The organism is Actinomadura litoris (assembly GCF_009733595.1).
GTDB classification, from domain to species: domain Bacteria; phylum Actinomycetota; class Actinomycetes; order Streptosporangiales; family Streptosporangiaceae; genus Spirillospora; species Spirillospora litoris.
Window position 1 is genome coordinate 107309 of the sequence record NZ_WOFH01000001.1, and the last position, 24097, is coordinate 131405.

Annotated in this window: 20 protein-coding genes; 7 read left to right on the plus strand and 13 right to left on the minus strand. The window is 70.5% G+C overall.

Annotated elements, in window-relative coordinates; all coding sequences use genetic code 11:
• Positions 1–103 precede the first annotated feature (103 nt).
• The gene (locus tag GNZ18_RS00490) at positions 104–787 is read right to left on the minus strand and encodes a GntR family transcriptional regulator (RefSeq protein ID WP_156214082.1); all 684 of its coding nucleotides are present in this window, start codon (positions 785–787) and stop codon (positions 104–106) included.
• A 493-nt stretch (positions 788–1280) separates the two neighbouring features.
• Between GNZ18_RS00490 and GNZ18_RS00495 the strand changes: the two genes are divergently transcribed.
• The 5 genes from GNZ18_RS00495 to GNZ18_RS00515 all read left to right on the plus strand — a co-directional run bounded on the left by GNZ18_RS00495 (position 1281) and on the right by GNZ18_RS00515 (position 6788).
• Complete coding sequence (locus GNZ18_RS00495; protein ID WP_173390586.1) at positions 1281–2684, plus strand: ABC transporter substrate-binding protein; 1404 nt, start codon at positions 1281–1283, stop codon at positions 2682–2684.
• Positions 2685–2813: 129 nt separating this feature from the next.
• Entirely contained in the window at positions 2814–3110 is a 297-nt protein-coding gene (locus GNZ18_RS00500; RefSeq protein ID WP_156214084.1) for a hypothetical protein, read from the plus strand.
• Positions 3100–4107, plus strand: a complete 1008-nt coding sequence (locus GNZ18_RS00505) for an ABC transporter permease (protein ID WP_156214085.1) — start codon at positions 3100–3102, stop codon at positions 4105–4107. The genes GNZ18_RS00500 and GNZ18_RS00505 overlap by 11 nt, the downstream gene beginning before the upstream one ends.
• 21 nt (positions 4108–4128) lie before the next feature.
• Complete coding sequence (locus GNZ18_RS00510; RefSeq protein WP_156214086.1) at positions 4129–5004, plus strand: ABC transporter permease; 876 nt, start codon at positions 4129–4131, stop codon at positions 5002–5004.
• Positions 5001–6788 carry an ABC transporter ATP-binding protein gene (locus tag GNZ18_RS00515; protein ID WP_156214087.1) on the plus strand — a complete coding sequence of 596 codons (1788 nt, stop codon included), beginning with the start codon at positions 5001–5003 and terminating at the stop codon, positions 6786–6788. Before GNZ18_RS00510 ends, GNZ18_RS00515 begins: the two co-directional genes overlap by 4 nt.
• A gap of 142 nt (positions 6789–6930) precedes the next feature.
• Here the strand turns inward: GNZ18_RS00515 and GNZ18_RS00520 are convergent, their stop codons facing one another.
• Positions 6931–7467 carry a GNAT family N-acetyltransferase gene (locus GNZ18_RS00520; RefSeq protein WP_173390587.1) on the minus strand — a complete coding sequence of 179 codons (537 nt, stop codon included), beginning with the start codon at positions 7465–7467 and terminating at the stop codon, positions 6931–6933.
• Between the two features lie 587 nt (positions 7468–8054).
• On the opposite strand from GNZ18_RS00520, the gene GNZ18_RS00525 reads away from it, so the two are divergent.
• Positions 8055–8993, plus strand: a complete 939-nt coding sequence (locus tag GNZ18_RS00525) for a hypothetical protein (RefSeq protein WP_214616397.1) — start codon at positions 8055–8057, stop codon at positions 8991–8993.
• Between the two features lie 113 nt (positions 8994–9106).
• On the opposite strand, the gene GNZ18_RS00530 is transcribed toward GNZ18_RS00525, so the two are convergent.
• The 6 genes from GNZ18_RS00530 to GNZ18_RS00555 form a co-directional block, all read right to left on the minus strand.
• On the minus strand, positions 9107–12475 hold the full coding sequence (locus tag GNZ18_RS00530; RefSeq protein WP_156214089.1) for an ATP-binding protein: 3369 nt from the start codon (positions 12473–12475) through the stop codon (positions 9107–9109).
• Positions 12472–13143, minus strand: a complete 672-nt coding sequence (locus tag GNZ18_RS00535; protein ID WP_156214090.1) for a DUF4194 domain-containing protein — start codon at positions 13141–13143, stop codon at positions 12472–12474. Before GNZ18_RS00535 ends, GNZ18_RS00530 begins: the two co-directional genes overlap by 4 nt.
• Positions 13136–14659, minus strand: coding sequence for a DUF3375 domain-containing protein (locus GNZ18_RS00540; RefSeq protein ID WP_156214091.1), 1524 nt, complete (start codon positions 14657–14659; stop codon positions 13136–13138). The genes GNZ18_RS00535 and GNZ18_RS00540 overlap by 8 nt, the downstream gene beginning before the upstream one ends.
• A 76-nt stretch (positions 14660–14735) precedes the next feature.
• Positions 14736–16028, minus strand: a complete 1293-nt coding sequence (locus GNZ18_RS00545; RefSeq protein WP_156214092.1) for a cytochrome P450 — start codon at positions 16026–16028, stop codon at positions 14736–14738.
• 367 nt (positions 16029–16395) lie between these two features.
• Positions 16396–17799, minus strand: coding sequence for a serine/threonine-protein kinase (locus GNZ18_RS00550; RefSeq protein ID WP_156214093.1), 1404 nt, complete (start codon positions 17797–17799; stop codon positions 16396–16398).
• Between the two features lie 291 nt (positions 17800–18090).
• Positions 18091–18900, minus strand: coding sequence for an NAD(P)H-binding protein (locus GNZ18_RS00555; RefSeq protein WP_156214094.1), 810 nt, complete (start codon positions 18898–18900; stop codon positions 18091–18093).
• A gap of 76 nt (positions 18901–18976) precedes the next feature.
• On the opposite strand from GNZ18_RS00555, the gene GNZ18_RS00560 reads away from it, so the two are divergent.
• On the plus strand, positions 18977–19486 hold the full coding sequence (locus GNZ18_RS00560) for a TetR/AcrR family transcriptional regulator (RefSeq protein ID WP_156214095.1): 510 nt from the start codon (positions 18977–18979) through the stop codon (positions 19484–19486).
• A 69-nt stretch (positions 19487–19555) separates the two neighbouring features.
• On the opposite strand, the gene GNZ18_RS00565 is transcribed toward GNZ18_RS00560, so the two are convergent.
• The 5 genes from GNZ18_RS00565 to GNZ18_RS00585 all read right to left on the minus strand — a co-directional run bounded on the left by GNZ18_RS00565 (position 19556) and on the right by GNZ18_RS00585 (position 24015).
• On the minus strand, positions 19556–19966 hold the full coding sequence (locus tag GNZ18_RS00565; RefSeq protein WP_156214096.1) for a serine/threonine protein kinase: 411 nt from the start codon (positions 19964–19966) through the stop codon (positions 19556–19558).
• 307 nt (positions 19967–20273) lie between these two features.
• The gene (locus tag GNZ18_RS00570; RefSeq protein ID WP_312874223.1) at positions 20274–20954 is read right to left on the minus strand and encodes an alkylmercury lyase family protein; all 681 of its coding nucleotides are present in this window, start codon (positions 20952–20954) and stop codon (positions 20274–20276) included.
• 66 nt (positions 20955–21020) lie between these two features.
• Positions 21021–21821 carry an SAM-dependent methyltransferase gene (locus GNZ18_RS00575; protein ID WP_156214097.1) on the minus strand — a complete coding sequence of 267 codons (801 nt, stop codon included), beginning with the start codon at positions 21819–21821 and terminating at the stop codon, positions 21021–21023.
• Positions 21822–21911: 90 nt separating this feature from the next.
• Positions 21912–22814 (minus strand): carbohydrate kinase family protein, encoded by a 903-nt coding sequence (locus GNZ18_RS00580; protein ID WP_156214098.1) that lies wholly within the window; start codon positions 22812–22814, stop codon positions 21912–21914.
• Between the two features lie 10 nt (positions 22815–22824).
• Positions 22825–24015: an MFS transporter gene (locus GNZ18_RS00585; RefSeq protein ID WP_312874224.1), complete on the minus strand. Its 1191-nt coding sequence runs from the start codon at positions 24013–24015 to the stop codon at positions 22825–22827.
• Between the last annotated feature and the right edge of the window lie 82 nt (positions 24016–24097).

The following is a 24097-nucleotide window of genomic DNA, read 5'->3' on the forward strand; positions in this document are numbered from 1 at the left end:
GGGTGAACCGCTCTTCTCGGTTACGCCGCCGCGCGGTCCGGGGTCTCGGAGTCGCCGCCGCGCGGTCGGGGCGGGCGCGCGGTGGAACCGGCGCCCGGCGCGGTCACGCTCCCGAGGCTCGTTCTTCTTCCAGCTTCGCGATGGCCGCCAGTGCCGCCTCCTTCGCGGCGTCCACGTGGACACGGGCGAGTTGGGCGGCGCGGTCGGCGGCCCGGTCGGTGATCGCGGCGACGAGGTCGCGGTACTCCTGGTCGGATTTCTCCCGGCGCCCGGGGGTGCTGAGCGACAGGCGACGTAGCGCGTGGATGCGAGCGTGCAGCGGCGCGAGGGTGGACTCCAGGAGGGCGTTGCGCGCCCCCGCCATCAGCAGCTCGTCGAAGTGGTATATCGCCGTGAGCTGGTCGTCGTCGCTCTTGCCCGGTCGGGTGAGCTTGACCAGCTCCAGGACCTCGCTGTCGGTGGCGCGCTGGACGAAGAGCGAGGCGGCCTCGGACTCCAGCGCCGCGCGCACCTCGTAGACCTGCCGTATGTCGTCGCTGCTGAGCACCGCCACCCGGACGCCCCTGCCGCCCGACGTCTCGACGAGGCCCAGCGTCTGGAGATGGAGGACGGCCTCGCGGATCGAGGTGCGGCTCACGCCGGTGAGCTCCATGAGCTCACGCTCGGTGAGCCGGCGCCCCGGCAGCAGCGCGCCTTCCAGGATGGCCTGCCGAACCCTGCGCACGACCAACTGCGGGACCGTCTCCGCAGGACGGTCGATCCGCAGGTCCGGTCCGGTCTCTGGCATCCCATCTCCTCACACTTTGTATGACGTAATATAGTCGTACCCAAAGACAAGGTCAACCTCCAGCGGGCGCCCCCGCGCGGGACCTGGGCGGCAGCCCTCCAGCCCGACCTTGACCGCTTGTCAGCAGCGACAACGCCATCTTGTCGGCAAACTTCATGTGATTTTCGATGTTGACGCCACCTGGGGTGTCTGATTTAGTACGTCATACAAAGTGCCAAGTAGCCAGACTCGGTCGGACAGGATGACCTCTTGTTCGCGCACGTTTGCGGAGCACGGCAGCCAAGGACACCGACCGATCTCGTTCCGGGCAAGAGCTCCCATCGCACCCACAGCGTCTTTCTAAGGAGGAAGGATGTTGAGTCGAATGGTCGGCAAGGGGTACAGGAGACATCCCCGGATGCTCGCGCCCATGGTGGCCTCCGCCATGGCCCTCAGCCTCGCGGCCGCATGCTCTTCAGACTCGTCGGAGGGGCAGGGGGGTGCGTCAGGGGGGATGCTCCGCGTTGGCGTGGTCGCCAGCACGATCTCCACTATCGACGCGTACTCCAACCTGCGATCACAGGACTTCTACGTCCGCAACGCCTCGTTGTTCGAGCCGCTCGCCCACCGGACCAAGGACGGCGGCTTCCAGTGGGCACTCGCCACCGGCATCACGCACAACAAGGACAACACCGAGTGGACGGTCAAGCTCCGTCCGAACGTCAAGTTCCACGACGGCAGCGCGTTCAGCGCGGACGACGTGATCGCGGTGTTCCAGCGGATCCTCGACAAGAAGAACACGCTCATCGAGCGCAACTACATCGACTTCATGGACCCCAAGGGGATCGAGAAGGTCGATGACCTGACCGTGAAGTTCAAGCTGGCCAAGCCCTACGGGCCGTTCGACTTCGCCGTCACCAACAGCAACATCATCTTCTACAAGAAGGGCTCCAAGCCCGAGCAGGCGATGGGGACGGGCCCGTTCAGCCTCGTCTCCTTCACCCCCGGGCGGGAGACCGTCGTCAAGCGGAACGACACCTACTGGGGCACCAAGCCCAAGCTCGACAAGGTCAAGCTGATCAGCTTCAAGACCGCGGAGGCATCGACCAACGCGCTGATCGGCGGGCAGATCGACGCGAGCTCCAACATCCTCCAGACCTCGCTTCCGACGATCGAGAAGACGCCGGGCAAGAAGGTCATGAAGAGCGATGTGAACCTGAAGGTCAGCATCGGCATGCGCGCCGACGTCGCGCCCTTCAACGACGTGCGCGTCCGCCAGGCGATGCGGCTGATCATCAACCGCAAGCTCGCGCTCACCAACGCCTTCGACGGCCTCGGGGAGCTGGCGAACGACTACTCGGGCTTCGACAAGTGCGTCCCGGAGGTCCCCCAGCGAGACCAGGACCTCAACCAGGCGAAGAAGCTGCTCGCGGACGCCGGCAAGTCGAACCTCAGCATCGACCTGGAGACCGCCGCGAACAAGCCGGGTATGCTCCAGCTCACCCAGATCCTCGCCGAGGACGCCAAGAAGATCGGCGTCAACATCAAGGTGCAGAAGATGGAGCTGGGCGCCTACCTCGAAAAGTGGGGTAAGCGGACGTTCTACACCGGGTACGACACGCGCCCCTACCTGGAGGGCGTGCCGGAAATGATCAGCAAGGACGACACGCTCAACCACACGCACTGGCACGACCCGGAGTTCGAGTCGCTTTCCAAGAAGCTCTACGAGACCTCCGACCCGCAGCAGCAGTGCGATATCTCCAAGCAGATGAAGAAGATCGAGTACGAGCGGGGAGCGTCCATTCTCGCCGCGACCAACCCCACGGTGAGCGTGTACTCCTCGAAGGTGCACGGCCTCGTTCCGGACTACCCCTCGGGGAACCTGTACGACTTCACCAAGGTCAGCATCAACAACTGAGCAGGTAGGGCGGTGTCGCGCGAACCGGAGTTCGCCCTCCTCGGGTCCAGGCCTTCGTGGGCCTGGGCCCGGCGAGGGGGCGGCTCCGTGTTCCGCAAGCACGGAGTCGTGGCCAGGAGGTGTCCGCTTGTGGCGTTCCGACCCGAGCGGTGCCAAGGCTACAAGCCGACCGCGCCGGCGGAGGCGATCGCAGAAGGCTTTCTCGTGAACATCGCGGAAGATTCTCCCGCGAGCGTCGCGGAGGGCTTTACCGCGAACATCTCGGGGGCCATTCTCCCGAACAGCCCGGGGGAATTCCTCCCGAACGCCGACAACGGCGCCAGCGCCTGCCCTGGGCACCGCTCGGACCGGAAGGTCACCAGCGGACGCCCCCTGGCCCAAACGACGACCGGACACGTTGAACGGGATTGTTGCAATGGCTATTGAGACGACGACCGCCATCGCGGTCAAGGCCGCCCCGCCCCGGCGCCGTTCCCGAAAGGCCACGCTCGCGTGGCAGATCGGGGTACGCGTGCTGATGGGCCTGGTGACCTTGTGGTGCATCTCCGTCATCGTCTTCGTGGCGACGCAGGCGATGCCCGGCGACGTCGCGAAGATCATCCTCGGCCCGAGCGCGACCAGCGAGCAGGTCGCCCAGATGAACGAGAACCTGGGCCTCAACCAGCCGCTGATCAGCCAGTACTGGGACTGGCTGAGCAACGTCCTCACCGGGAACATGGGCGACTCGCTGGTCAGCGGCCAGCCCGTGTCGGAGCTGCTGTCCGAACGGATCTTCAACTCCGCGACGCTGACCGTGATCGCGATGGTGCTGATCCTCCCGCTGTCGCTCCTGGTCGGCCTGATCGCGGCCGTCTTCCGCGACAAGTTCGTCGACCGCTCCTACCTCGGCGCCTCGCTCGTCGTGACGGCCACCCCGGACTTCGTCCTCGGCAGCCTCGTGATCGCGCTGTTCGGCACCGTCGTGTTCAAGGTCCTCCCGCCGGTGTCGCTGATCCCCCCGGGTGAGGCGCCCTGGGAGCACCCGCGGCAGCTGATCATGCCGCTCGCCGTCATGACGGTCGTCGGGGTCACCTACCTCTCGCGCCTCGTGCGCGTGTCCTTCATCGACGTGCTGGAGAGCGAGTACGTGCAGCTCGCGACGATCAAGGGCCTGTCCACGCGGCGGATCCTGTTCCGGCACGCGCTGCCGAACGCGCTCGCGCCCAGCATCCCCGCGGCGAGCATCATGGCCGCCTACACCATCGCGGGCTCGGTCGTGATCGAGTACCTGTTCGCCTACCCGGGCATCGGCTCCGCGCTCGTGGACTCGGTCGCCGGCCACGACCTGCCGATGATCCAGGCGATCATCATGCTGATGGCGACCGCGTTCTTCTGCTTCAACCAACTCGCCGACGTACTCGGAACCCTGAACAAGTCCCGCTGACAGACGAAGGAGCGTGCGGCCATGATCCGAACGCGACCCAAGGAGCAGGGGGACCAGGCTCCGCCCAGGACTCTCACCCACCGCGTCCTGACCGCCCGGCAGACCCGGCTCGGCCTGATCATGATGCTCGTCATGATCGTCTTCGCGCTCGCCGGCCCGTTCTTCGCGCCGCACTCGCCGACCGCGGTCCTCGCCAAGCCCTACGCCGACCCCGGCGACGGCCTGGTGCTCGGCGCCGACTCGCTCGGCCGGGACATCCTCTCGCGCATCCTCAGCGGTGGCGCCAACCTGACCTGGATGGCCTTCGCCGCCACCTTCATCGGCGTGACGCTCGGGACCACGATCGGGCTGGTCGCGGCCTTCAAGGGCGGGATCGTCGAGGCGCTGCTCATGCGGCTCGTCGACATCATGCTGACGTTCCCGACGATCATCATGGCGATCCTGTTCATCTCGATGGTCGGGCCGAGCCGGGTGATCCTCGTGGTCCTCGTGGCGATCGGCCTCACCCCCGGGATGGCGCGCGTGATGCGCGGCGCGGCGCGTCCGGTGATGCGGCGCGAGCACGTCATGTGGGCCCGGACGATCGGACTCTCCTCCCGCCACATCCTCATGCGCGAGGTGCTGCCGAGCGTCACCTCCCCGCTCATGGTGGAGATCGGGCTCCGGCTCATGTGGTCGGTCGTCGGCCTCGCCTCGCTGAGCTTCCTCGGCTTCGGCGTCCAGCCGCCCGCCTCCGACTGGGGCCTCATGGTCAGCGAGAACAAGGACGGCCTCGCGATCCAGCCGCTCGCCGTCATCATCCCCGCCGTCTGCGTCGCCCTGTTCACGATCGGCGGCAACCTCTTCGCCGAAGGCGCCGCGCGTGTGATCGGCCGCACCGAAGGGACCCGTTCATGAAGGCGGTCGAAGTCACCGGCCTCACCGTCACGCTCGACGACGGCAGCGTGATCGCCAACGACGTCTCGTTCAGCCTGGACACCGGCCAGGTCATGGGCCTGGTCGGCGAGTCGGGCTCGGGCAAGAGCACGGTCGGGCTCGCGCTGCTCGGCTTCGCCAAGTCCGGCGCGAACATCACCGGCGGCAAGGTCGTGGTGGGCGGGGTCGACCTGCTGGCGCTCGGCCCGAAGGAGCTGCGCGAGGCGCGCAAGAAGCTCATCGGCTTCGTGCCCCAGGACCCCGCGACGGCGCTCAACCCGGCGATGCGGATCGGCACCCAGCTGACCGAGGGACTGCTCGGCGGCAAGAAGGAGAACCTGCCGAGGATCCGCAAGGTCCTGGAGGACGTCGGCCTTCCCTCGGACGACGCGTTCCTGCGGCGGCACCCCCAGGAGCTCTCGGGCGGCCAGCAGCAGCGCGTCGCGATCGCCATGGCCGTCGCGAAGGGCCCGAAGCTGATCGTCTTCGACGAGCCCACGACCGGCCTGGACGTCTCCACGCAGGCGAGGGTCCTGGAGATGGTCGCCGGCCTCTGCTGCGACAACGGCATGGCCGCCGTCTTCGTCTCGCACGACCTCGCGGTCGTCGGCACGGTCGGCGACCTGGTGACCGTGATGTACGCCGGGCAGATCCTGGAGACCGGATCGCGCGAGGAGGTCCTGCTCTCCGCCGCGCACCCCTACTCCATCGCGCTGCTTGAATCGGTGCCGTCCACGCGCCAGCGGCTGCCGCTGGTCGCCATCCCCGGCCGGGCGCCGGCGGCGGGGGCCAAGTTCGAGGGCTGCGTGTTCGCCGACCGCTGCGCGTTCGTCGAGGACCGCTGCCGCGAGGCCGCGCCCGAGATGGTCACGACGTCCACGGGCAGCCAGGCGCGCTGCATCCGGGTCGAGCACGTCCTGCAGAACCAGAAGCTTCTGGTCAAGGAGCCCCTGCACCACACCGAGAACAAGGGCGGGGACAGGCAGGCCGTCCTCAGCGTGCGGAACCTGAACGCCTCCTACAACCGCACCCAGGTGCTCTACGACCTCTCCTTCGACGTCGCCCCCGGCGAATGCCTGGCGGTCGTGGGCGAGTCGGGCAGCGGCAAGACGACCATGTCCCGATGTCTGATCGGTCTCCACGAAGAGCAGACCGGCGACTTCGAAATGGACGGCAAGCCGCTTCCCTCCCGGTTGCGGGACCGCCCCAAGGCCGTCAAGCAGCAGATGCAGTACGTCTTCCAGAACCCCTACGGTTCGCTGAACCCCCGCGAGACGGTCGCGACCGCGGTGACCGTTCCGCTGAGGCACTTCTACGGCGAACGCGGAAAGGCGGCCCGCACCAAGGCCCAGGAGGCCCTTGAGCGCGTGGAGATCCCGTGGCGGCTCGCGGACCGCTACCCCGCCGAACTGTCGGGCGGCCAGCGCCAGCGGGTGGCGATCGCCCGCGCCCTCGCCTGCAACCCCTCGCTGCTGATCTGCGACGAGGTCACCTCGGGCCTCGACGTCTCCGTCCAGGCCTCGGTCGTCGAACTGCTCCGCACCCTGCAGGACGACGGGCTGAGCATGGTCTTCATCACCCATAACCTCGCGGTCGTGCGCAGCATCGGCGACCAGGTCGTCGTGCTGAGCAAGGGACGCGTCGTCGAGTCGGGCGCGGTCGAGTCGGTGCTCACCGACCCGCAGCACCCCTACACCCAGGGGCTGCTCGCCGACACGCTGGAGGTCGACCGCTCCGACGCGGAGACGAGCGACCTCACCGGATGAGAAACGTCCTCCCACGGGTGCCCCCGGCCCGTGGGAGGATCCCGCCATCGCGAACTACGGCGGCTCCCCAAGACGCGTAATTCACGACGAAAGAGCTGTGCGATCTCCGATCGCACAGCTCTCGTCTTTTAGTGGGGCAGGTCTATTGAGAGGCCACGGGAAGGGCGCTCCGGGCCTCCGGGTCGGACACGGCAGGATGCTGGAAAAGGGCCCCGGACCGACGGTGCTCAAGCTCGACCGTCCGCAGATGGGACCAACCGGCTTTGCGGTAGAAGTCATGAAGCTGATAGTTGGTGCGCCAGGCGTCGAGCCTGACCCACTGAGCGCCCTGGCGGGAGCCCAGGTCGACCGCCCAGCGAAGCAGCAGCGCCCCGAGGCCCTGCCCGGAGTACTCGCGGGCGGTGGCCAGCTTGGCCACATAGCGCGCGGGCTCCGCACGTTCCTCGGTGGTCCAGAAGTCGGCGTCCCCATCGGTGGAGACGGTGACGGTGGCGATCGCGGCCCCGTTCTCGCGGACCACGTACAGCTCACCGCGCTCGATGATCGGCGCCATCTTCTCGGCGGTGAACCCGATGGCCCACTGCCTGATGCCCCGGGACATCAACCACGACGCGACACCGTTCAGCAGCGCCAGCACCTCGTCCAGATCATCGGGCCCGGCGGTCTCGATGCTCCTCACGCGACCGCCACCACGAGTTTGGATCGCTCCACGAGCCCCGCAGCTGACTCCATGACGAATGCCATCTCCCCCCACTTTGTATGACGTAATATAGTCATACATCGACAAGGGAACAATACTCCCGAGCCCACCGGTGCCCCTGAGCCCCAAGCGACCTCACCCAGAGCACGGCCCTGCTCGGCGTAGCAGGCGCGCGAAGAACTTCAACGCCGATCGGCCTTCGGCCTCCGGTCGGGGACGGACCAGGAAGATCGCCTCTCCCCCATCCAACAGCCCCGCCACGGTCTCGACGGCCTTCCACAGCCCGGGGATTGCGTGTCGGCTTCGGGGCCGGGTGGAATTCGGTGGCTTTTCAAGGGCGGGGGCAGGCGAAATGTGATGATGATCTTGGGGGGAACTACTTTTCCAGAGTTCCGCGGCGGGGCCGTAAGAGGTTGAGCTGCGGTTTTGGAGATCCTTCGGTCGGTAATCACAGGCGCCGCGGGCGGCGGTGCGGGTCGAAGGGAATTAGCATGCCCTGATCAGAGACACAGGTCGCGTCGCAACGGCCCAGGTCGCGACCACCGCTCCGCCGAAGCGAGGTCCCCGTGAAACGTACCGGCCGCCTGACCCTGCTGACCGCCGCCGTCGCCCTGTCGCTGGTGCCCGGCCCCGCAGCCGTGGCCTCGGCCGCGCCGGGCGGCGCGGCCGAACCCTACTGCTACGGAGAACCCTCGACACCGACGGCCGACATCAGCGACGTCAAGGCGCGCTTCGGCTCCGGGAACTGGATGGCGAGCCTCCAGGAGATGTACAAGCGGCGCTGGCCGAGCGGGCAGAAGCTGGCCGTCGCGCAGGCGGGCGACAAGTACTGGAGCCAGTTCGTGAACACCCGGAGCTTCGAGGGCTTCGCCGAGTCGATGATGGTGGCGATCCACGAGGAGACGCACATGTGGGACCTGGATCCGTCGCGGACCCGGTGGGACGTGCACATCGCGGCCTGGATCAACGCCTCGCAGCAGGCGACCACCGTGCCGCTGCACGGCGGCTTCCCCCGCCGCGAGATCCTGCCCCTGATCACCGACAAGTACAGCGACAGCATGGACGGCATCTACCTGCGCGACTCCCAGCAGGGCAGCTACAAGCTGCAGGGCGTGCTCGCGGAGCTGAACGCCGGGCTCATGGGACTGCCCGCGGTGACCGTCGTGCAGGAGTACATCAAGGGGGTCGGGGCCAGCAACGCCCGGGACATCGCTGCCACCAACCTGCGCTACCTGCTGCTCTATTTGCGGGTGGCCAAGGACAAGCACCCCGACTACTGGGCGCAGATCAAGGGCGAGCCGAAGCTGCGCGAACTCGTCCTGACCGAGTTCCTGCGCACGGCCTACTGGCTGGAGAAGTCCGCGCCCTACACGGGCAAGCTCGGCAGCCCCGACGCCGACCGGATCACCGCGACGAACTACGCCCCGGCGAACATCGCCATCCTTGAGGAGTTCACCGGCGCCACCGTCCGCCGCGACACCGACAAACACTGCACCAGCGCCTAACGGGGCCTACCACTGGGAACCGGGGGCGGGCGGCGTGGTTCCCGACGACGTGGACGAGAGCTCGGTGCGGACGTCGCCTCCGGCGAGCCATCGGGAGTTGGCGTACGGTCCGCTCACTCGGATCGGGCGGACGAGGGCCGTGCGTCCGGAAGCGCGACTATTGGTTTTGCCCATGAGCGGCCTTCGGGGTTTTTGAGGATCAGGTATTCCGCGTCCACGTGGGGTTCGATCGCGCTGTGCTTGTCGTTGGGGGCTCCGATGATGAGTTGGAAGCCCAGGCCGCGCCAGGCGCCGATGGCGCGGCCGGTGAAGTGCGCGTCGGCCTTGATGAGCGCCTCGTCCAGGAAGACGGGGGCGTAGCGGGGGCGTTCGGCGCCCGCGTCGCCCAGCTGGTAGCGCAGCGCGGCGCCGACGATGAACGCCACCAGTTCCTGGGACTCGCCGCCCGACTTCTCCCCGATGTGGTCGTAGACCGCGACATGACGGCCGGTGAGGTCGCATTTCTCCGCGCTGATCCGGACGTGGTTGCGCACGTCGACCAGGTCGGCGAAGTCGGGGGCGGTGCGGCGGATGCGGTCGATCACCTTGGCCATGCGGTGGTAGGCGCGTTCGCGGTCGGCGTCCGTGGTCGATGTGTCGATGGCGGCGCGGACGTCGCGCAGTTCCTTGCGGAAGCGGGCGCGTACCGCGGAGTGGCTTTCCTGCGGGTCGATGCGCAGCCGGTGGCCGTCGTCGTTGAAGGGCAGTTCGGCGAGGATGCGGTTGACCGGGTCGATCCGGTCGCGGATCTCGCGGACGGCGGCGGCGAGTTCGCTGTCCAGGCTGGTGAGGTCGTTGCCGGAGAGCTTGAGCAGGCTGTCGCGCCACTCGGTCTCCAGCTCGTGCAGGCCGCTGGTCTCCAGGTCGGTGAGCAGGCGGTCGAAGTCGCGGTAGGACGCGTCCGGTTCGGTGCCGAGGTTCGGGTTCGGCCAGCGCTCGACGAAGGTCGAGAAGATGTCGCGGAGTGCCTGGCGTGAGCGGTCGATCGACTCCTCGGCCGATTTCCGGTCGTCGCGCATCCGTTCGACGCCGCGGCGGTGCGCGGTGTCGAAGTCCTTCAGCGCCGTCGCCGGGTCGGTGCCGTCGGGGGCGTCGTCGAACAGGGCCGCCAGGTACTCGCGGTGCCGCGGGCTCACCTCGGTGCCGCTCGCGGCGGCGGTGTCGAGCGCCTGCTGGGCGCCGTCCACCTCGTCCACGATCGCTTCCCAGGACTCGTCGAGGCGTTTGGCCTCGCTCTTCTGCTCGCCTATGCGTTCGGTCAGCGCGCTGACCCGGGTCTTGAGCTCCTCCGCCTGTCTCTGCAGCCGGTCGATCTCCGGGTTGTCGTCGCGGACCTCGGTGATGAGCCGGTTCCAGCGGTCGTGTTCGGCGGTGACGGACGCGACGTCCACCTGGTCCCAGGAGAGGTCGGTCACGGTCTGGTAGGCGGCGCGCCTCTCCTCGAAGGAGTTGAGGTTCCGCTCCGCTTTCCTCGCCTGCGCGAGGGCGTCCTCGTGGCGTTCCCTGGCGTGCTCGATCCGGGTGTCGAGATCGGCGAGCAGCCTGGTGTTGGAGAATCCCAGCAGGTTGGCGCGGCCGTGGCCGCCGTGCGCGCCCCGTCCGCGCTGCGAGGTCTGGCCGGTGATGGTGAGCGCCCTGGGATGCTGCACCAGCAGTTTGGGCGACTCGACGCAGACGAAGTCGAACCCGCGCGCGAGTTCGCCCTTGAGCCAGGCCGTGAACGGCGACGGCCGGTAGTCGAGGCGGCCGGGGAGCGTCCTGTCGTTCAGCCCGACCTCGTCGCGCATGCCGGTGCGGACGCCCTCGAAATGCAGCCGCCGGGCGACCGGCACCGCGTTGATCGCCTCGCGGAACGCGTTCAGCCGGCCGATGTCGATCAGCATCCGGGTGGCGAACCCGCCGAGCGCCAGGTTGAACGCCTCCCGCCACGGCTCGAACTCCGTGCGCACCTCGATCAGCTCACCGACGAAGGGCAGGTCGTCGGGGGTGAGCCCGGCGGCCTCGGCCAGCAGGTCGCGGGCGGTGTGCAGGTCGGTGGGGATGTTGCCGCGGCGGGCCTTGACCCTGGTGTGCTCGGCGCGCAGCGCGGCCAGGTCGCGTTCGGCGGCGCCGCTCTCCGACGCCGCCTTGGCGAACTCGTTCTGCGCGGTCTTCCTGGCGTCGGAGTCGGCCAGCGTCCGGTGCGCGGTGTCGACCAGGGCGGCGAACTCCTCACCGGACGCCGCGCTGGCGCCGAGGGTCGCGAGGACGTGGTCCAGCCGCTTGCGCGCGCGCTCGACCTCGGCCAGCCGCAGTTCCACGCCGCGGATCTCCCGGCGGGCGGTCTCCAGCCGGTCGCCGCCGGAGGCGCGCAGGGTGTCGAGGACCGCGTCGCGCTGGGCCTCCGCCGCCGTGATCAGCGTGGAGGTCTCCTGGACGTCCCCGGCGGCCCGGTGGCGCCGCCTGGTCAGGTCCTGCTCGGCCGCGCGCAGCAGGTCGAGCCGCCGCTCGTGGCGCCACAGCGCGGCGGGGGACGCCGGGTCGGCGAACGATCCGACCTCGTCGATCACCTGCAAGCGGGTCACCGCGTCGTCGATGGCGGCCCGGTGGTCGCGGATCGGGGCCAGCGCCCGCACCTGCCGGCGGGCGGTGATCATCCGGTCGCGGGTGCCGGACAGCTCGTCGAACTGCTGCACGACCTCGTCGGCCGTCGCGAGGGTGGACGGCTCCTCCAGCACCATCGTCTTGTACAGCGCGTCGACCGTGGTGATCTGCTGGCCGGCCTGGATCCGGCCGAGCAGCCCGACCGCCTTGTGCCCGTCCCCGGCGGCGCCGATGCCGAGCGCGGTGTGCAGCCGGGCGGTGAAGTCGCGGTCGGTGCCGAAGCAGGTCAGGCCCGTCGCGGTGACGGCGTCGCGGGCGAACCTGCTGCCCGCGGGGCCGTCCAGTTCGCGCAGGTCGTAGGCGTCGTCGCGGGTGGCGCGGACGACGGCGACGTCGTCCAGGACGCGCGCGGCCGAGGGCACGTACCAGGCCCGGAGCGCGGTGAACACCGCGCCGCCCGGGTCGGCCCAGGTCATCGCGATCGCCGACCAGGTGTCGCGGCCGTCCCCGCGCAGCACCCGCGACCTCGTCTCGCCGCCGGTGCGCGACTCGTCGAGCTTCCCGCGCGCGTAGGAGAGGATGTTGCGCTGGTCCTTGCCGCGGGGGCGGCCGACCACCCCGCCGTTGGAGGCGCCGTTGAACGGGGTGGTGTGCGGCATCAGCAACGCGATGTAGGAGTCCATCAGCGTCGACTTGCCCGATCCGGAGCCGCCGCTGAACAGGGTCGCGCCGGGGGCGAACCGGATGCGGTGGTAGCCGTCGTAGCCGCCCCAGTTGACGAGCTGGAGGTCTCGCGCGACCCACTGCTGCCCCCGCGAGGCCGCCGGGATCAGCCCGAACAGCGTGTCGATCATGCTCATGACGCGGCCTCGTTCCGCTCCCGCAGCCACCGGCTCAGCTCGGTGAGCCGCTCGGTGCTGAGCACGACCTCGACCAGCGAGGTGATCCGGTACCGGCCCGCCGACTCCTCCGCGAGCAGGCCCTCGGTGACCAGCCGCTGCACCGCGTTGCGGATCTCGCGCTGGCCCCGGGCGAGGTTGTGGTCGTCGGGGTCGAAGTAGGTCAGCACGGTCTGTTCCAGCTCTTCGATGTCGACCCGCGCGGACGTCTCGCCGGTGCCGCGCTCCCGTTGGAAGACCGACCGGAGGTGGACCAGCACCAGGGTCTCGGCCCGGTTGTAGGGGTCGTCCTTCAGCAGGATCGGGACGTCCAGCTCCGCCGTGCGGACCTGCTGCTTGTAGGCGATGCCCCGGTCGTGGTCGACGACGAGCCGGACGAACAGGTCGTGCAGCCGCGACTCGATGATCTGCTGGTTCTCCAGCAGCGTGCGCCACTGCGCCGGGTGCTTCTCGGCCAGCAGGAACCTGCGCTGGAGCAGCCGGACCAGCACCCGCCGCACGTCGACGTCCAGCGTGCCGGTGTCGCCGGCGAACAGCTCGGCCGGGTCGTCCTCCATCGGGACCGGCTCGATGAAGCCCGCCGCCGCGCCGGACGAACGGTCGTCGCCCGCGCCGTCCCCTTCACTCATCGTCGCTTCCCTGGCTCTCGTCCGCGGCGCCGCTCGTCGCGGGGTGCGCCGGGTTCGCCGCCAGCACGCCCCCGAACGCGAACCGCCGCCCGGTCAGGTCGGGCCTGACCGCGTCGACCGTCACCATCTCAGCCGTGTCGGACATTCCGAGGTCGTGCGCGATCTCCAGCAGTCCGAGCAGGTCCACCGGGCGCCGGATCCGCGCGGCCGCCGCGCGGAACGCCGCCGCGACGTCGACGCCGTCCGCGTCCCCCGCGAACTCCTCCAGGTGGGCGCGCAGTTCGGCGTACTGGGGGCCGCCCCACGCACGGGTGTCCGCGGACGGCACGTCCTCGACGTCGTCCCATTCCCGCAGGGGCGTGGGCGGCTGGGGAGGCCGCAGGTCGTTCATGGTCTGGCGCAGTTGCCCGACGTCGGCCACCGGGAGGCGGCGCAGCGGGTCGACGACCGTGCCGCGGCGCGCGCCGGGCACCCAGGTGTGGAACCCGGCCATCACGTCCCGGAGCAGCTCGTCCACCTGGCGGTCGCGCATCGGGTCGTGGTTGCGCACCTGGGTGGTGATGACGTGCGACGCCTGCCGCTGCGCGGTCAGCACCTCCTTCACGCCCTGCTCGATCCGGCGCGCGATCTCGGCGAGCTCCCGCCGCTGCGGCTCGGCCATCTGGTGGGTGAACCCGTGCCTGAGGACGGTGCGCAGCAGGTTCGACAGGTCGTCGATCCGCGCCGGGTCGCCGATCAGGCGCAGCGCCCCGGCGAACGCGCGGCCCTCCGGCGTCGCGTCCATGATCTGCCGGCCGCGCTCCAGGTACTCGCGCAGCACCTCGCCGGTCGGCCGGACGTCCTGCCGCAGGTCGGCGACGACGTCCCGCTGCATGGCCTTGATCGACTCGGCGACGCGGGCGAAGTCGGCGGGCAGCTCCCGCGCCAGGTGCAGGACGTTCTCGGCCGCTTCGAGCAACTGGTCGTCGTCGACGGTCTCGACCGCGCCGCCCCGTTCGAGCCGGTCGAGTTCGCGGCGGCGCTGGTCGATCTCCGTCTGGAGGCGCGCCATCCGGGCCATCACGTCCGGGTCCGCGTCCTGCGCGAGCCGCTCGACCGCCTCCAGCAGCGTCCGGACGCGGGACTCCGACACCCGGGTCCGGGCTCCGCCGACCCGTCCCGCGACCTCCAGCGCGCCGACGCCGTGCGCGGACAGCCGGTACACCTCGACGTCGTCGGCGACCTGCCGGACGAGCCAGCCCGCGTGCACCCACTGCCTGCACAGGTCGCGCGCGTTCCCGGCGGGCAGGGGCTGGTCGCCCTCGTCGCCGTGGCCCGCCGCCCGCAACCGGTCCAGGGCGTCGGCGATCTCCGCGTGGGCGTCCGCCACCGCCACCGCCGGACGCTCCGGCGTGAACATCATCGCCAGCACCGTCACCACGAACGGCGCGTAGGTCCGGTGGAGCAGATCGAGCATCGGGTTCTGAAACGCCCGGAGCGCGCCCTGGTACGCGCCCTCCACACCTCGTGTTCCCATCGCGGACCAGGGTACGACCTGCCGCTCGGCCCGGACGCATCGGCGAACCGGCGCGGGCGCGGGGCCCGGTCTCCGCTCAGCCGGCGGCGGTCGTGCGGCGGGTCAGCCGGCATTTCATGCCGGTGGGCAGCAGGACCGGCCCGTACTCGGCGCCGATCTGGTGGAGGTCGGGAACGTCCAGGTCGTAGCCGGCGGCCAGTCGCGCCGCGGCGAGCAGGAGAATGCTCAGCCCCAGTTGCGCGGCGAGGCATCCGCGCGGGCCGCTGCTGAAGGGAAGGTAGGCGTGGGGCGCGTGGGGACGCTCGCCGGTGCTCCAGCGCTCGGGTTCGAAACGGTCGGGGTCCGTCCAATAGCGCGGGTCGTGGTGCAGCAGATAGGGGCTGAACATCACGGCGGTGCCGGCGGGGATCCGCATCTCGCCCAACGTGATGTCGGCGATGGTGTCGCGACCCAGCAGCCATGCGGGCGGATGTACTCGCAGCACCTCGTGGAGGAAGGAATAGGTATAGGGCAGGGCCTGCTCGGGAGCGGCGCGGATGGATTCCCATCCGGAGGCCGAGACCTCGCCGCGGATGCGGTCGAAGGACTGGGGGGCGGCGGCCAGGTGGTAGAGCAGCCAGCACCAGGCCCCGCCCATCGTGCCGATGGCGCCCAGCGCGCTCATCCCCGCGGCGCCGTGCGCGATGTCGTGCGGCACCGGTTCGGGCGCGGTCCGCAGGATCTCCAGCAGAGTCGGTGGGTCCTCGGCCGGCGCGTCGTCCTCCAGCATCAGCGAGATGCGGTCCCTGATGCGCTGATCGGCGGCCTCGATCCGGCGCCGGGCCCGGCTGGGCCACCAGTTGGGCACGCGGCCGAGCGACGCGGAGGAGGTCTCCGTGAAGGACTCCATCAGCGCGTCTTCCAGTTGCGGCGACGGGTGCGGCGCATAAACCGACAGCAGCGCCCTGACGCAGAATCGCCACCCCTGCTCGGCGGGGTCGAACCACTCCCCCTCAAGCGCCCGCAGGTCGGCCTCCACCACCTGGTTCACCATCGGCAGGTGCGCCGGAAGCGCCGTCGGCCTCAGGACGGCCAGGGCCTCCTGGCGGGCCCGCATCCATCGCTCGGTCTCCTCGGCGGCGGGGAAGCGCCCTCCCCGCAACGGGTTCGCATTGGGGACGGAGTCGCGGTTGGTGCGCGCGAGCACCTGCTGGATGAGCGCGGGATCGTTGACCACGACCACGCCGGTGTCGAAGCGGAAGACGTCGCCGTACTCCCGGTTGCACCAGGCCAGGTACTCGGCCGGTGCGGCCTCGTACGCCTTGAGGTGCCGTGCGAACACCCCGCCGTCCGGCCCCGGAATCTCCGCGTTCGACGCCCGCCGCAGCATGTCTCCCTTTCGACGTCCTACTCCCACACACAGCCCGACGCGGTGCCGGAAAGCACGTCGCCGTTCCGGCACCGCCGGCGGGATGGGTTACCGGACGCGGTAAATCCTGTAGCGGCCAGGCATCTGACCGCGGTGGACGCCCAGCGTGCGCTTCACGAGCCTCATCATGATCTCTACTTCCTCCTCCCCGTCGCCCAAGGAGCGTGCGCATGCACGCCCCTCGAATCAATTACCCCTTGGGCGCCTGTCCAATGTCTCCAAGCAGATAGATTGTTGGGAGATTAATTGACTACACGCTGTTGCGGGATTTGGATACGGCCGTCAGAGGATTTGGGTGCGAGCAAAAATGCCCGCCGAACCCGGCGGATCAGGCTCCCGAGACACAGTTCCGGCCTTCGGCGCGCACATTCGGCCGGCCGGAATACTTCCAGCGGCATACGGCGGTGGGGCCGGCTATCGTTCCGTTCTCGCCTTCACGGTCTTTCGAGCAGACCGCCTGATCGGCCCAGACGGCGGAATAGGGATAGCCGTGCGCCCTGCAGTAATCGGAGTAATCCTGCGCGCTCAGGGAGCCGAGGTTCCGCGACTTCGGCCGGGGCGTCCTTAGGGACGGTCGGCGTGTCGGCGCCGGATCACTCTTCGTCGCCGCCGGGCTCGGATGAGACCCCGGACCTTCCGGCGGCGTGCTCACGCCCTCGGTCGTGCCCGTGGTCGGACTCGGGCTTTGACCGGGCTCTTTCGACGGGCCCGGGGCGGGCGTTGCGGACGGCGGCGCGCCGGGGGGCGTCGGCGAAGGGTGCGCCGTCGCGCCCTCCCCCTCCCCTGGGAGCCGGATGTAGAGGGCACCGACCATGGCCGGCACCGCCAGCACCACGGCCGCGAACCCCAGGCGTCGGCGTTTTGCGCCGGGGGGCTCGGGCGGTCGGCGGGGTTCGGTGTCGTCGGGGGCGGGCCGCGGTGTGCGGGAGTCGAGGAGGCGGTCGCTCACCTCGGCCGCGGTGGGGCGTTCGGCGGGGTCCTTGCGCAGGCAGTCGCGGACGACTTCCGCCAGGTCGCCTTCCATTCCGTCCAGGTCCGGTTCCTTGTGGAGGACGGCGAGGGCGACGGCCGAGACGGTGGTGCCGGGAAAGGCTCTGCGGCCGGTGGCCGCGAACACCATCGTGGCCGCCCAGGCGAACATGTCCGCCTCCGGGCCGGCCTTCGCACCGTCGATGTGCTCGGGGGCCATGTAGCCGGGCGTCCCGACGACCTGGCTGCTGGTGAGCGACTGGCTGAGGTCCAGGGCGCGCGAGATGCCGAAGTCGATGACCACGGGGCCGTCGGGGGCGAGCAGGACGTTGCCGGGCTTGAAGTCGCGATGGACCACCCCGCCCTTGTGGATGGCCGCCAGCGCGGTGATGGTGTTGACCGCCAGCCGTTCGAGTGCGGAGTCGCCGCGCGGCCCCGCGTCCTTCACGGAGGCCAGCAGGGAGGGGCCGTCGACGAATTCGCTGGCGATGTAGGGCTGACCGTTGATCGTTCCGCTGTCGAGGACCTGTGCCGTGCAGAAGGGGGCGACCCGTTTGGCGATCTCGACCTCGGCCAGAAAGCGGGTGCGCGCCGTTTCCTGGGTGATCAGGTGGGGGTGCAGGAGTTTGATCGCGGCGCGCCGCCCCCGCTCGTCCAGCCCCAGGTAAACGGTGCCCTGGCCGCCGACGCCGAGGCGCCCCCGCAGCTCGTACCCGCCGATGGCCTCGGGGTCGGTGGGCAAGAGCGGCGTCACCTCGGGCACGCGTCCTCCAAATGCACGGATCCCATGATCTTAGGAATCGCCGATAGATCATGGAGTGATTCGGGGCGATCAAGTCCCTTGGTGCGTCCCGCCCCCGACCTGCGCGGCTTGTCGTGGCCGCGCGCAATCGGCGGCCGCCAAGCCCCGACATGTCTATCGGACCCGATCACCGATCGGCAAGGGACCCCTACCGCGCCGCCACCACTCCGCGCATTCGGACTGTTGACACAGGCCCTATTGCTCGGAATCGCCGAATGGTGCGGGCCGGCGCCCGCCCGCCGCCGGACACGGTCACCCGAGGAATTCCCGCAGCGAACGCGGTTTGCGGCCCAGGATGTCGGCCACGGTCGTGGTCGTGCCCGCCCACCGGCCGTCCCCGATCTGCGCCATCAGCTCGGCCAGGTCACGGGCCGCCGGGGCGGGCATGCCGCGCTGCTCCAGGTGCACGGCGGCCTCCTGCACCGTCAGGTCCACGTACCGGACGGCCCGGCCGAGCGCCCGGGTGAGCTCGGCGGCGATCTCGTCGTGCGTGGGCGCGGCTGGTCCGGTGAGATCGTAGGTGGCACCGGGCCCGACGGGTCGCGTGAGCAGCGCGGCCGCGACCGCCGCGATGTCGCGCGCGTCGATGTAGCCGACGCCGCCCCGGCCGTACGCGCCGACGATCCGCCCCTCCTCGTCGACGTCGCCCGCGAGGTTCTGCATGAAACCGACGGGTGCCAGGATCGCCCACGGCACCCCCGACGCCCTGAGGTGCTCGTCGACCTGGCCGTGCATGCCGAACCCGAGCAGGCTGCCCGACGTCACGCCGAGCACGGACACGGTCACGACCTGGGCCACGTCCGCGGCCGCCGCGCGGTCGATGACGGCCTTGTGCGCCCGCGCGAAACCCGGCCACTGCGAGCTGTTGAGGAAGAGCCGGTCGCCCGGTTCGAGCGGGATGCTCTCCGGCCGCTCCAGGTCGCCGACCACGTAGTCGCATCCGAGCTTGTCGGCCAGTTCCTCGCCCTGCTCCGCGCGCCGCACCACGGCTCGCGCCGCGCCGCCGAGCTCCGCGACCAGCGCGCGTCCGATCGTGCCCGTCGCACCCGTCACCACGATCATCGCGTTCCCCTCAAGTGGAATGTTGGCTTCCGATTATATAATAAGCGGAAGGTCATCGTCCAGTTGAAGGAGAGCCATGCGCGCCGACGCCCGTCGCAATCGGGACAGGATTCTGGAGGCGGCGCGCGGGGCGGTCGCCGAGCGCGGCCCGGACGCCCCGATGGAGCTGATCGCCCAACGGGCCGGGGTCGGCGTCGGCACGCTCTACCGCCGCTTCCCCGACCGCGCCGCGCTGCTCGCCGCGCTGGCGGAGCAGTACGTCCACGAGCTGATCGACGCCGTCGACCGCGCCGTGGCGGCCGAGCCCGGCGCGTGGGCGGCGGTCCGCGCGTTCATCGTGTACGGGGTGGAGAAGGGGCGCGGCGCCGTCGCCACCGCGCTGGCCGGGACCTCCGCGCCGCAGGCCAGGCGGGCACTGGTGCGGCGGCTGGACGAACTCGTGCGGCAGGCGCAGGCGGACGGCGCGATGCGCGCGGACGTCGGCACCGGCGACCTCATGGAGCTGCTCGGCGCGTTCGCCTGCCACCCCGGCGTCATCCCCGAGCGCTTCCTGCCCGTCCTGCTGGACGGTCTCGAACGGCGGTAGCCCCGCCGCCCCGGCGAGAAGGGCCGGTCGGGCGCGCCGCGCGCTCGCGCTCGACCGGCCGGGATCAGGTCAGCGGCAGGGCTGGTTGCTGTTGTTGTACTCGCCGTAGCCGCCGCCCCAGTTGACGCAGGTGCCCGTCACCTTCACCGGGCCGGCGTACTCCCTGTAGCGGCCGACGTCGCTGTCCGCCCCGCCGGGGCGGGCGTCGATCCAGACGCCGATCTTGACGTTGTTGCCGACGGCCTTGCCCAGCTTGAAGGTCGCGGCGCAGGCGTGCGAGCCGTCGGAGCGGTAGAACCGGATCTGGGCCTCGCTCGACTCGCCGACGGGGAGCGTGCCGCGGAGCGTGTAGCCGCTGCCGCACGGGTTGGCGGCGGCCACCGACGCGGTGCTCGCGTTCGCGGTCCCGGACGTGGCCAGCGGCACCGCGACGGTCGCGGCGACGCCCACCAGGGCCGCCGCGCGCTTGATCTTCCGCATGTCTCCTCGCTTCCTCCGCGGCCCTCGCCGCGGAGCACCCACACAAGATCAACAACGTGGCGGGCAACGCCCCGGTGAACAACCTGAAGATGATCTTGAAATGAACAGATGATCTTGAAAGGGCCGGGAGGAGGCGCATCGTCGCAGGTCAGCGCGCAAGTGCTGGGACGGGCGAAACACCTCGCGCCGAGCCGACGGCCCGCCGCGACCGCGCGGGCGGCCCCGCCGGCGCGGTGCGCGGCCGCCGCCGTAACCGTCGAGGCGGATCCCGTTCACCTTCCTGGGATACCGCCCAGGCGGGATCGGGCTACGGGAGCCGCCAGAACGGGCCGGTGAGGCCGCACTCGTCGAGGAGCCGCTGGTTGTGCTCCCGGCTGTGCGGCTGGAACCCGGGATCGAGGCGGTCGCCGTACCACGGGCCCGCCAGGCGCCACACGGTCGCCGCCTCGGCGATGTAGCCGCCGCCCGGCGCGTTGTCCGCCGTCCACCGCTCGGCGTGGCCGCGGTCGCAGAACGTCCGGATCATCGTGCAGGTGGCGACCACGTCGTCCCACCATTCCCCGGCGGGCCGGGGGAAGCGGACGGCCAGTTCCGCCGGAGGCGGGAGTCGCGGGCCCGCCTGGTACGCGATCGGGGTTCCGCACTGCGGGCACGCCGTGTCGATGCGGACGTCCAGGTCGAGGGCGGCGCTGATGCCGAAGGAGTCCCAGGCGCAGCCGCCCCACCAGCGCCGGTCGTCATGCCCGTCCAGCGGTGTCACGACGAACGCCATCGGCGCCGCCGTGAACGGGTGGGCCATCCGCACCGCGTCCCCGTCGGCCGTCAGGACCAGGGCGTGGGCCTCCGCCAGCTCATGCAGGATCTTCTGTGTCGCTTCGGTGGTGCTCCGCGTCCTGCGCGCCAGTTCCGCCACCGACGGCGCCCGCCCCTCCGACGCGAGCGTCTCGTAGACGAGGTCGCGCACTCTCCGCGAATCCGGTGTGTTCACAGATGTCCCCCTTGTGTCCGAACTCTCACCCTATTCGGGCACGGCCGGAGAGGAGGGAGGAGGACTTCAGGGCTTGCGGGCCACGCCGCCCCACATGCCCGTCTTGATGGGTGCCGGAGGCGATTCCGGACGCCATTCCTGGACGGCGACCACACCGGGTTCGAGCAGGTCAAGGCCGGTGAAGAAGCGGCCGACGCCCTCGCGGGTCCGGAAGGTGACCCGGTAGCCCATCGCGTCGGTGAGGGCCTTCTCGGCGGCCGCCATCTGGTCGGGCAACTGGTCGATCCCCGGATGGGTGACCGCGAGGAAGCTGCCCGGCGCCAGGGCGCCCATCAGCGTCCGGACGAGCGCGCCCGGCTCCTCCTCGTCCGGCACGCAATGCAGGATCGCTATCAGCAGCAGGCCGATCGGACGCGTGAAGTCGAGCAGTTCGGCCGCGCCTTCCAGAATCCGCCCGGTGTCGCGCAGGTCCGCGTCGATGAAAGAGGTGGGCGCGGTCACGCCGGACAGCAGCGCCCGCGCATGGGTCAGCACAATGGGGTCGTTGTCGACGTAGACGACCCGGCTTTCCGGGCTGGCCGCCTGCGCGATCAGATGCGTGTTGTCGGCGGTGGGAATTCCGGTGCCGATATCGAGGAACTGGGTGACGCCCTCCCCCACCATGAACCGGACCGCGCGACTGAGGAAGGCCCGGTTCGCGGTCACCCCCGGTTTGACCGTCGGTGTCGCCGCGATCACCTGCTCGGCGGCGGCGCGGTCGACCGCGAAGTTGTCCTTGCCGCCGAGCCAGTAATCGTAGATCCGCGCGATGTGCGGGGTGTGGACATCGATTCCCCGGGGCGCGATGGTCTCGTCGTCGGCGGCCATCGGGCCAGGCTAGCCCGAACCATCGAGGGCGATCACCTTTCACGCTATTGACGCCATCCAAAACCCATCGGCCTGTCCCCCCGAAAAACGTCATCGCAGGGCGGCTCTGAGTTCCTCTTCCGTCGGCGGATCGGCCCCGGGACGCGCACAGGTAATGGCGGCGGACGCCAGCGCGGCGGCGAGCGGGCCCGACAGCGGCGACTCGCCGCCGTTGTCGAGGTCGGCGCGCCGCGCGGGGTCGAGCAGCCCGCCGTCCAGCAGCGCCGACACCAGGCCCGACATGAACGCGTCCCCCGCGCCCACGGTGTCGACGACCTCGACCGGCGGGGCGGGGCGCTCGACCCGGCCGGACGCGGTGACGGCGACGCAGCCGCGCGGCCCCCGGGTGACGACCACGAGCGCGGGCCCGAGAGCGCGCCACCGGTGCGCGACCTCCACGGGATCGGCGCCGGGGTAGAGCCAGCCGAGGTCCTCGTCGCTGGCCTTGACCACGTCGCTGAGGGCGACCTGCCGCTCGACCCGCCGCCGCTCGGACGCGGGGTCGCCGAGCAGCGCCGGTCTGATGTTCGGGTCGTAGCAGACCGCGGGCGCCCCGGCCATCGCCGCCTCGACGGGCCCCTCCGCGAGCGCCGCCGCCAGCGATCCGGTGCACAGGACGGCCGCGTCCGGCGGGATCTCGGGCGTTCCGGGCGTCCAGGAAAGCGCGAAGTCATAGGACGGGACCCCCGCGCCGTCGACCGACACGACCGCGAGCGAGGTGAACGGGGCGCGACGCACATCCGGTGTCACGCCGGAGGCGGCCAGGTGCGCGGTGACGAGGCGGCCGAACGCGTCGTCGCCGAGGCCGGTCACCAGCGTGACGGCCTTGCCGAGCCGTCCGAGCCCGACGGCGACGTTGGCGGGGCTGCCGCCGGGGTCGGCCCGGTACCGGCGTCCGCCGGGCTCCCCGACCAGGTCGACCAGCGCCTCGCCGAACACCAGGATCCGGGCCATCGCGTCCCCCTCAGGTGAGCACCTTGCGCGCCTCGACATTCTCCCGGGTGACCTCCGCCGCGCGCCCGCCGAACGCCCAGGTGACGAGCGCGCCCAGGGCGAGCGCGGCGCCGAGCACGGTCGGCCCCGTCCAGCCGAAGGCGCCGAACAGGCCCGTGGTCGCCGCCGCTCCCGCCGCGGACCCGAGAGAGTAGAACACCATGTAGCCGCCGACGGTCGAACTCGTGCGGTCGGCGTAGGCGGTGGTCAGCGTGTGCTGGTTGCTCACATGCACCGCCTGGACGGCGAAGTCGAGCACGATCACGCCGACGACCAGCAGCGGCAGCGACCAGGAGAGCTGCCCGATCGCGACCCACGAGACGATCAGCAGCACGAGCGCGGCGCCGGTGACCCGGCGCGCGTACCCGGCGTCGCCCCACCGTCCGGACCGGGCGGCCCCGAGCGCGCCGGCGAGCCCGGCGACCCCGAACAGGCCGATCTGCGCCTCGCTGAGGTGCCACGGGGCCCCGGCCAGCGGCAGCGCCATGCCGCTCCACAGCGTGCCGAACGAGGCGAACAGGAAGAACGCGATCAGCCCCCGGCTGAGGAACACCGGCTGGGCGAACAGCCCGCCGAAGGAGCGGAGGACCTGCCCGTACCGCGCCGCGTCCGGCCGGACGTCCGCGGGCAGAAGGGCGAGTGTCAGCAGCGCGAGCAGACCGGCCAGCACCGCCAGCACCACGTAGATGCTGCGCCATCCCCACACGTCCGCGAGCACTCCCGCGACGACCCGCGCGCCGAGGATGCCGATCACCACGCCCGAGGTCACGATGCCGAGGTTGCGCCCGCGCTCGGCGGACGGCGAGACCGACGCCGTGTAGGCGACGGCGGTCTGCACGACCACGGCGAACACGCCCGCGACGGCCAGCCCCGCGAACGCCGCCCAGGCGCCCGGCGCCGCGGCGGTGATCGCCATCCCCACGGCCACCAGCGCGAGATGCCCGGCGATCAGCCGCCTGCGGTCGAGCATGTCGCCGAGCGGCACCAGCAGCGCCAGCCCGGCCAGGTAGCCGAGCTGCCCGGCGGCCACGAACCAGCCGACCGAGCCGACGGAGACGCCCAGGTCACGCCCCATCGGCGCCAGCACCGGCTGCCCCGCGTACACGCTCGCCACCGCGACACCGCACACGACCGCCAGCAGCAGCCTCGTCCTCCAGAGCACCGACCCCACCTCCCAATCAGTTTCATTTTGCAACCAAGCCGACCCTAGGTCAGAATGGTTTCAATACGCAACTCTTGGGAGG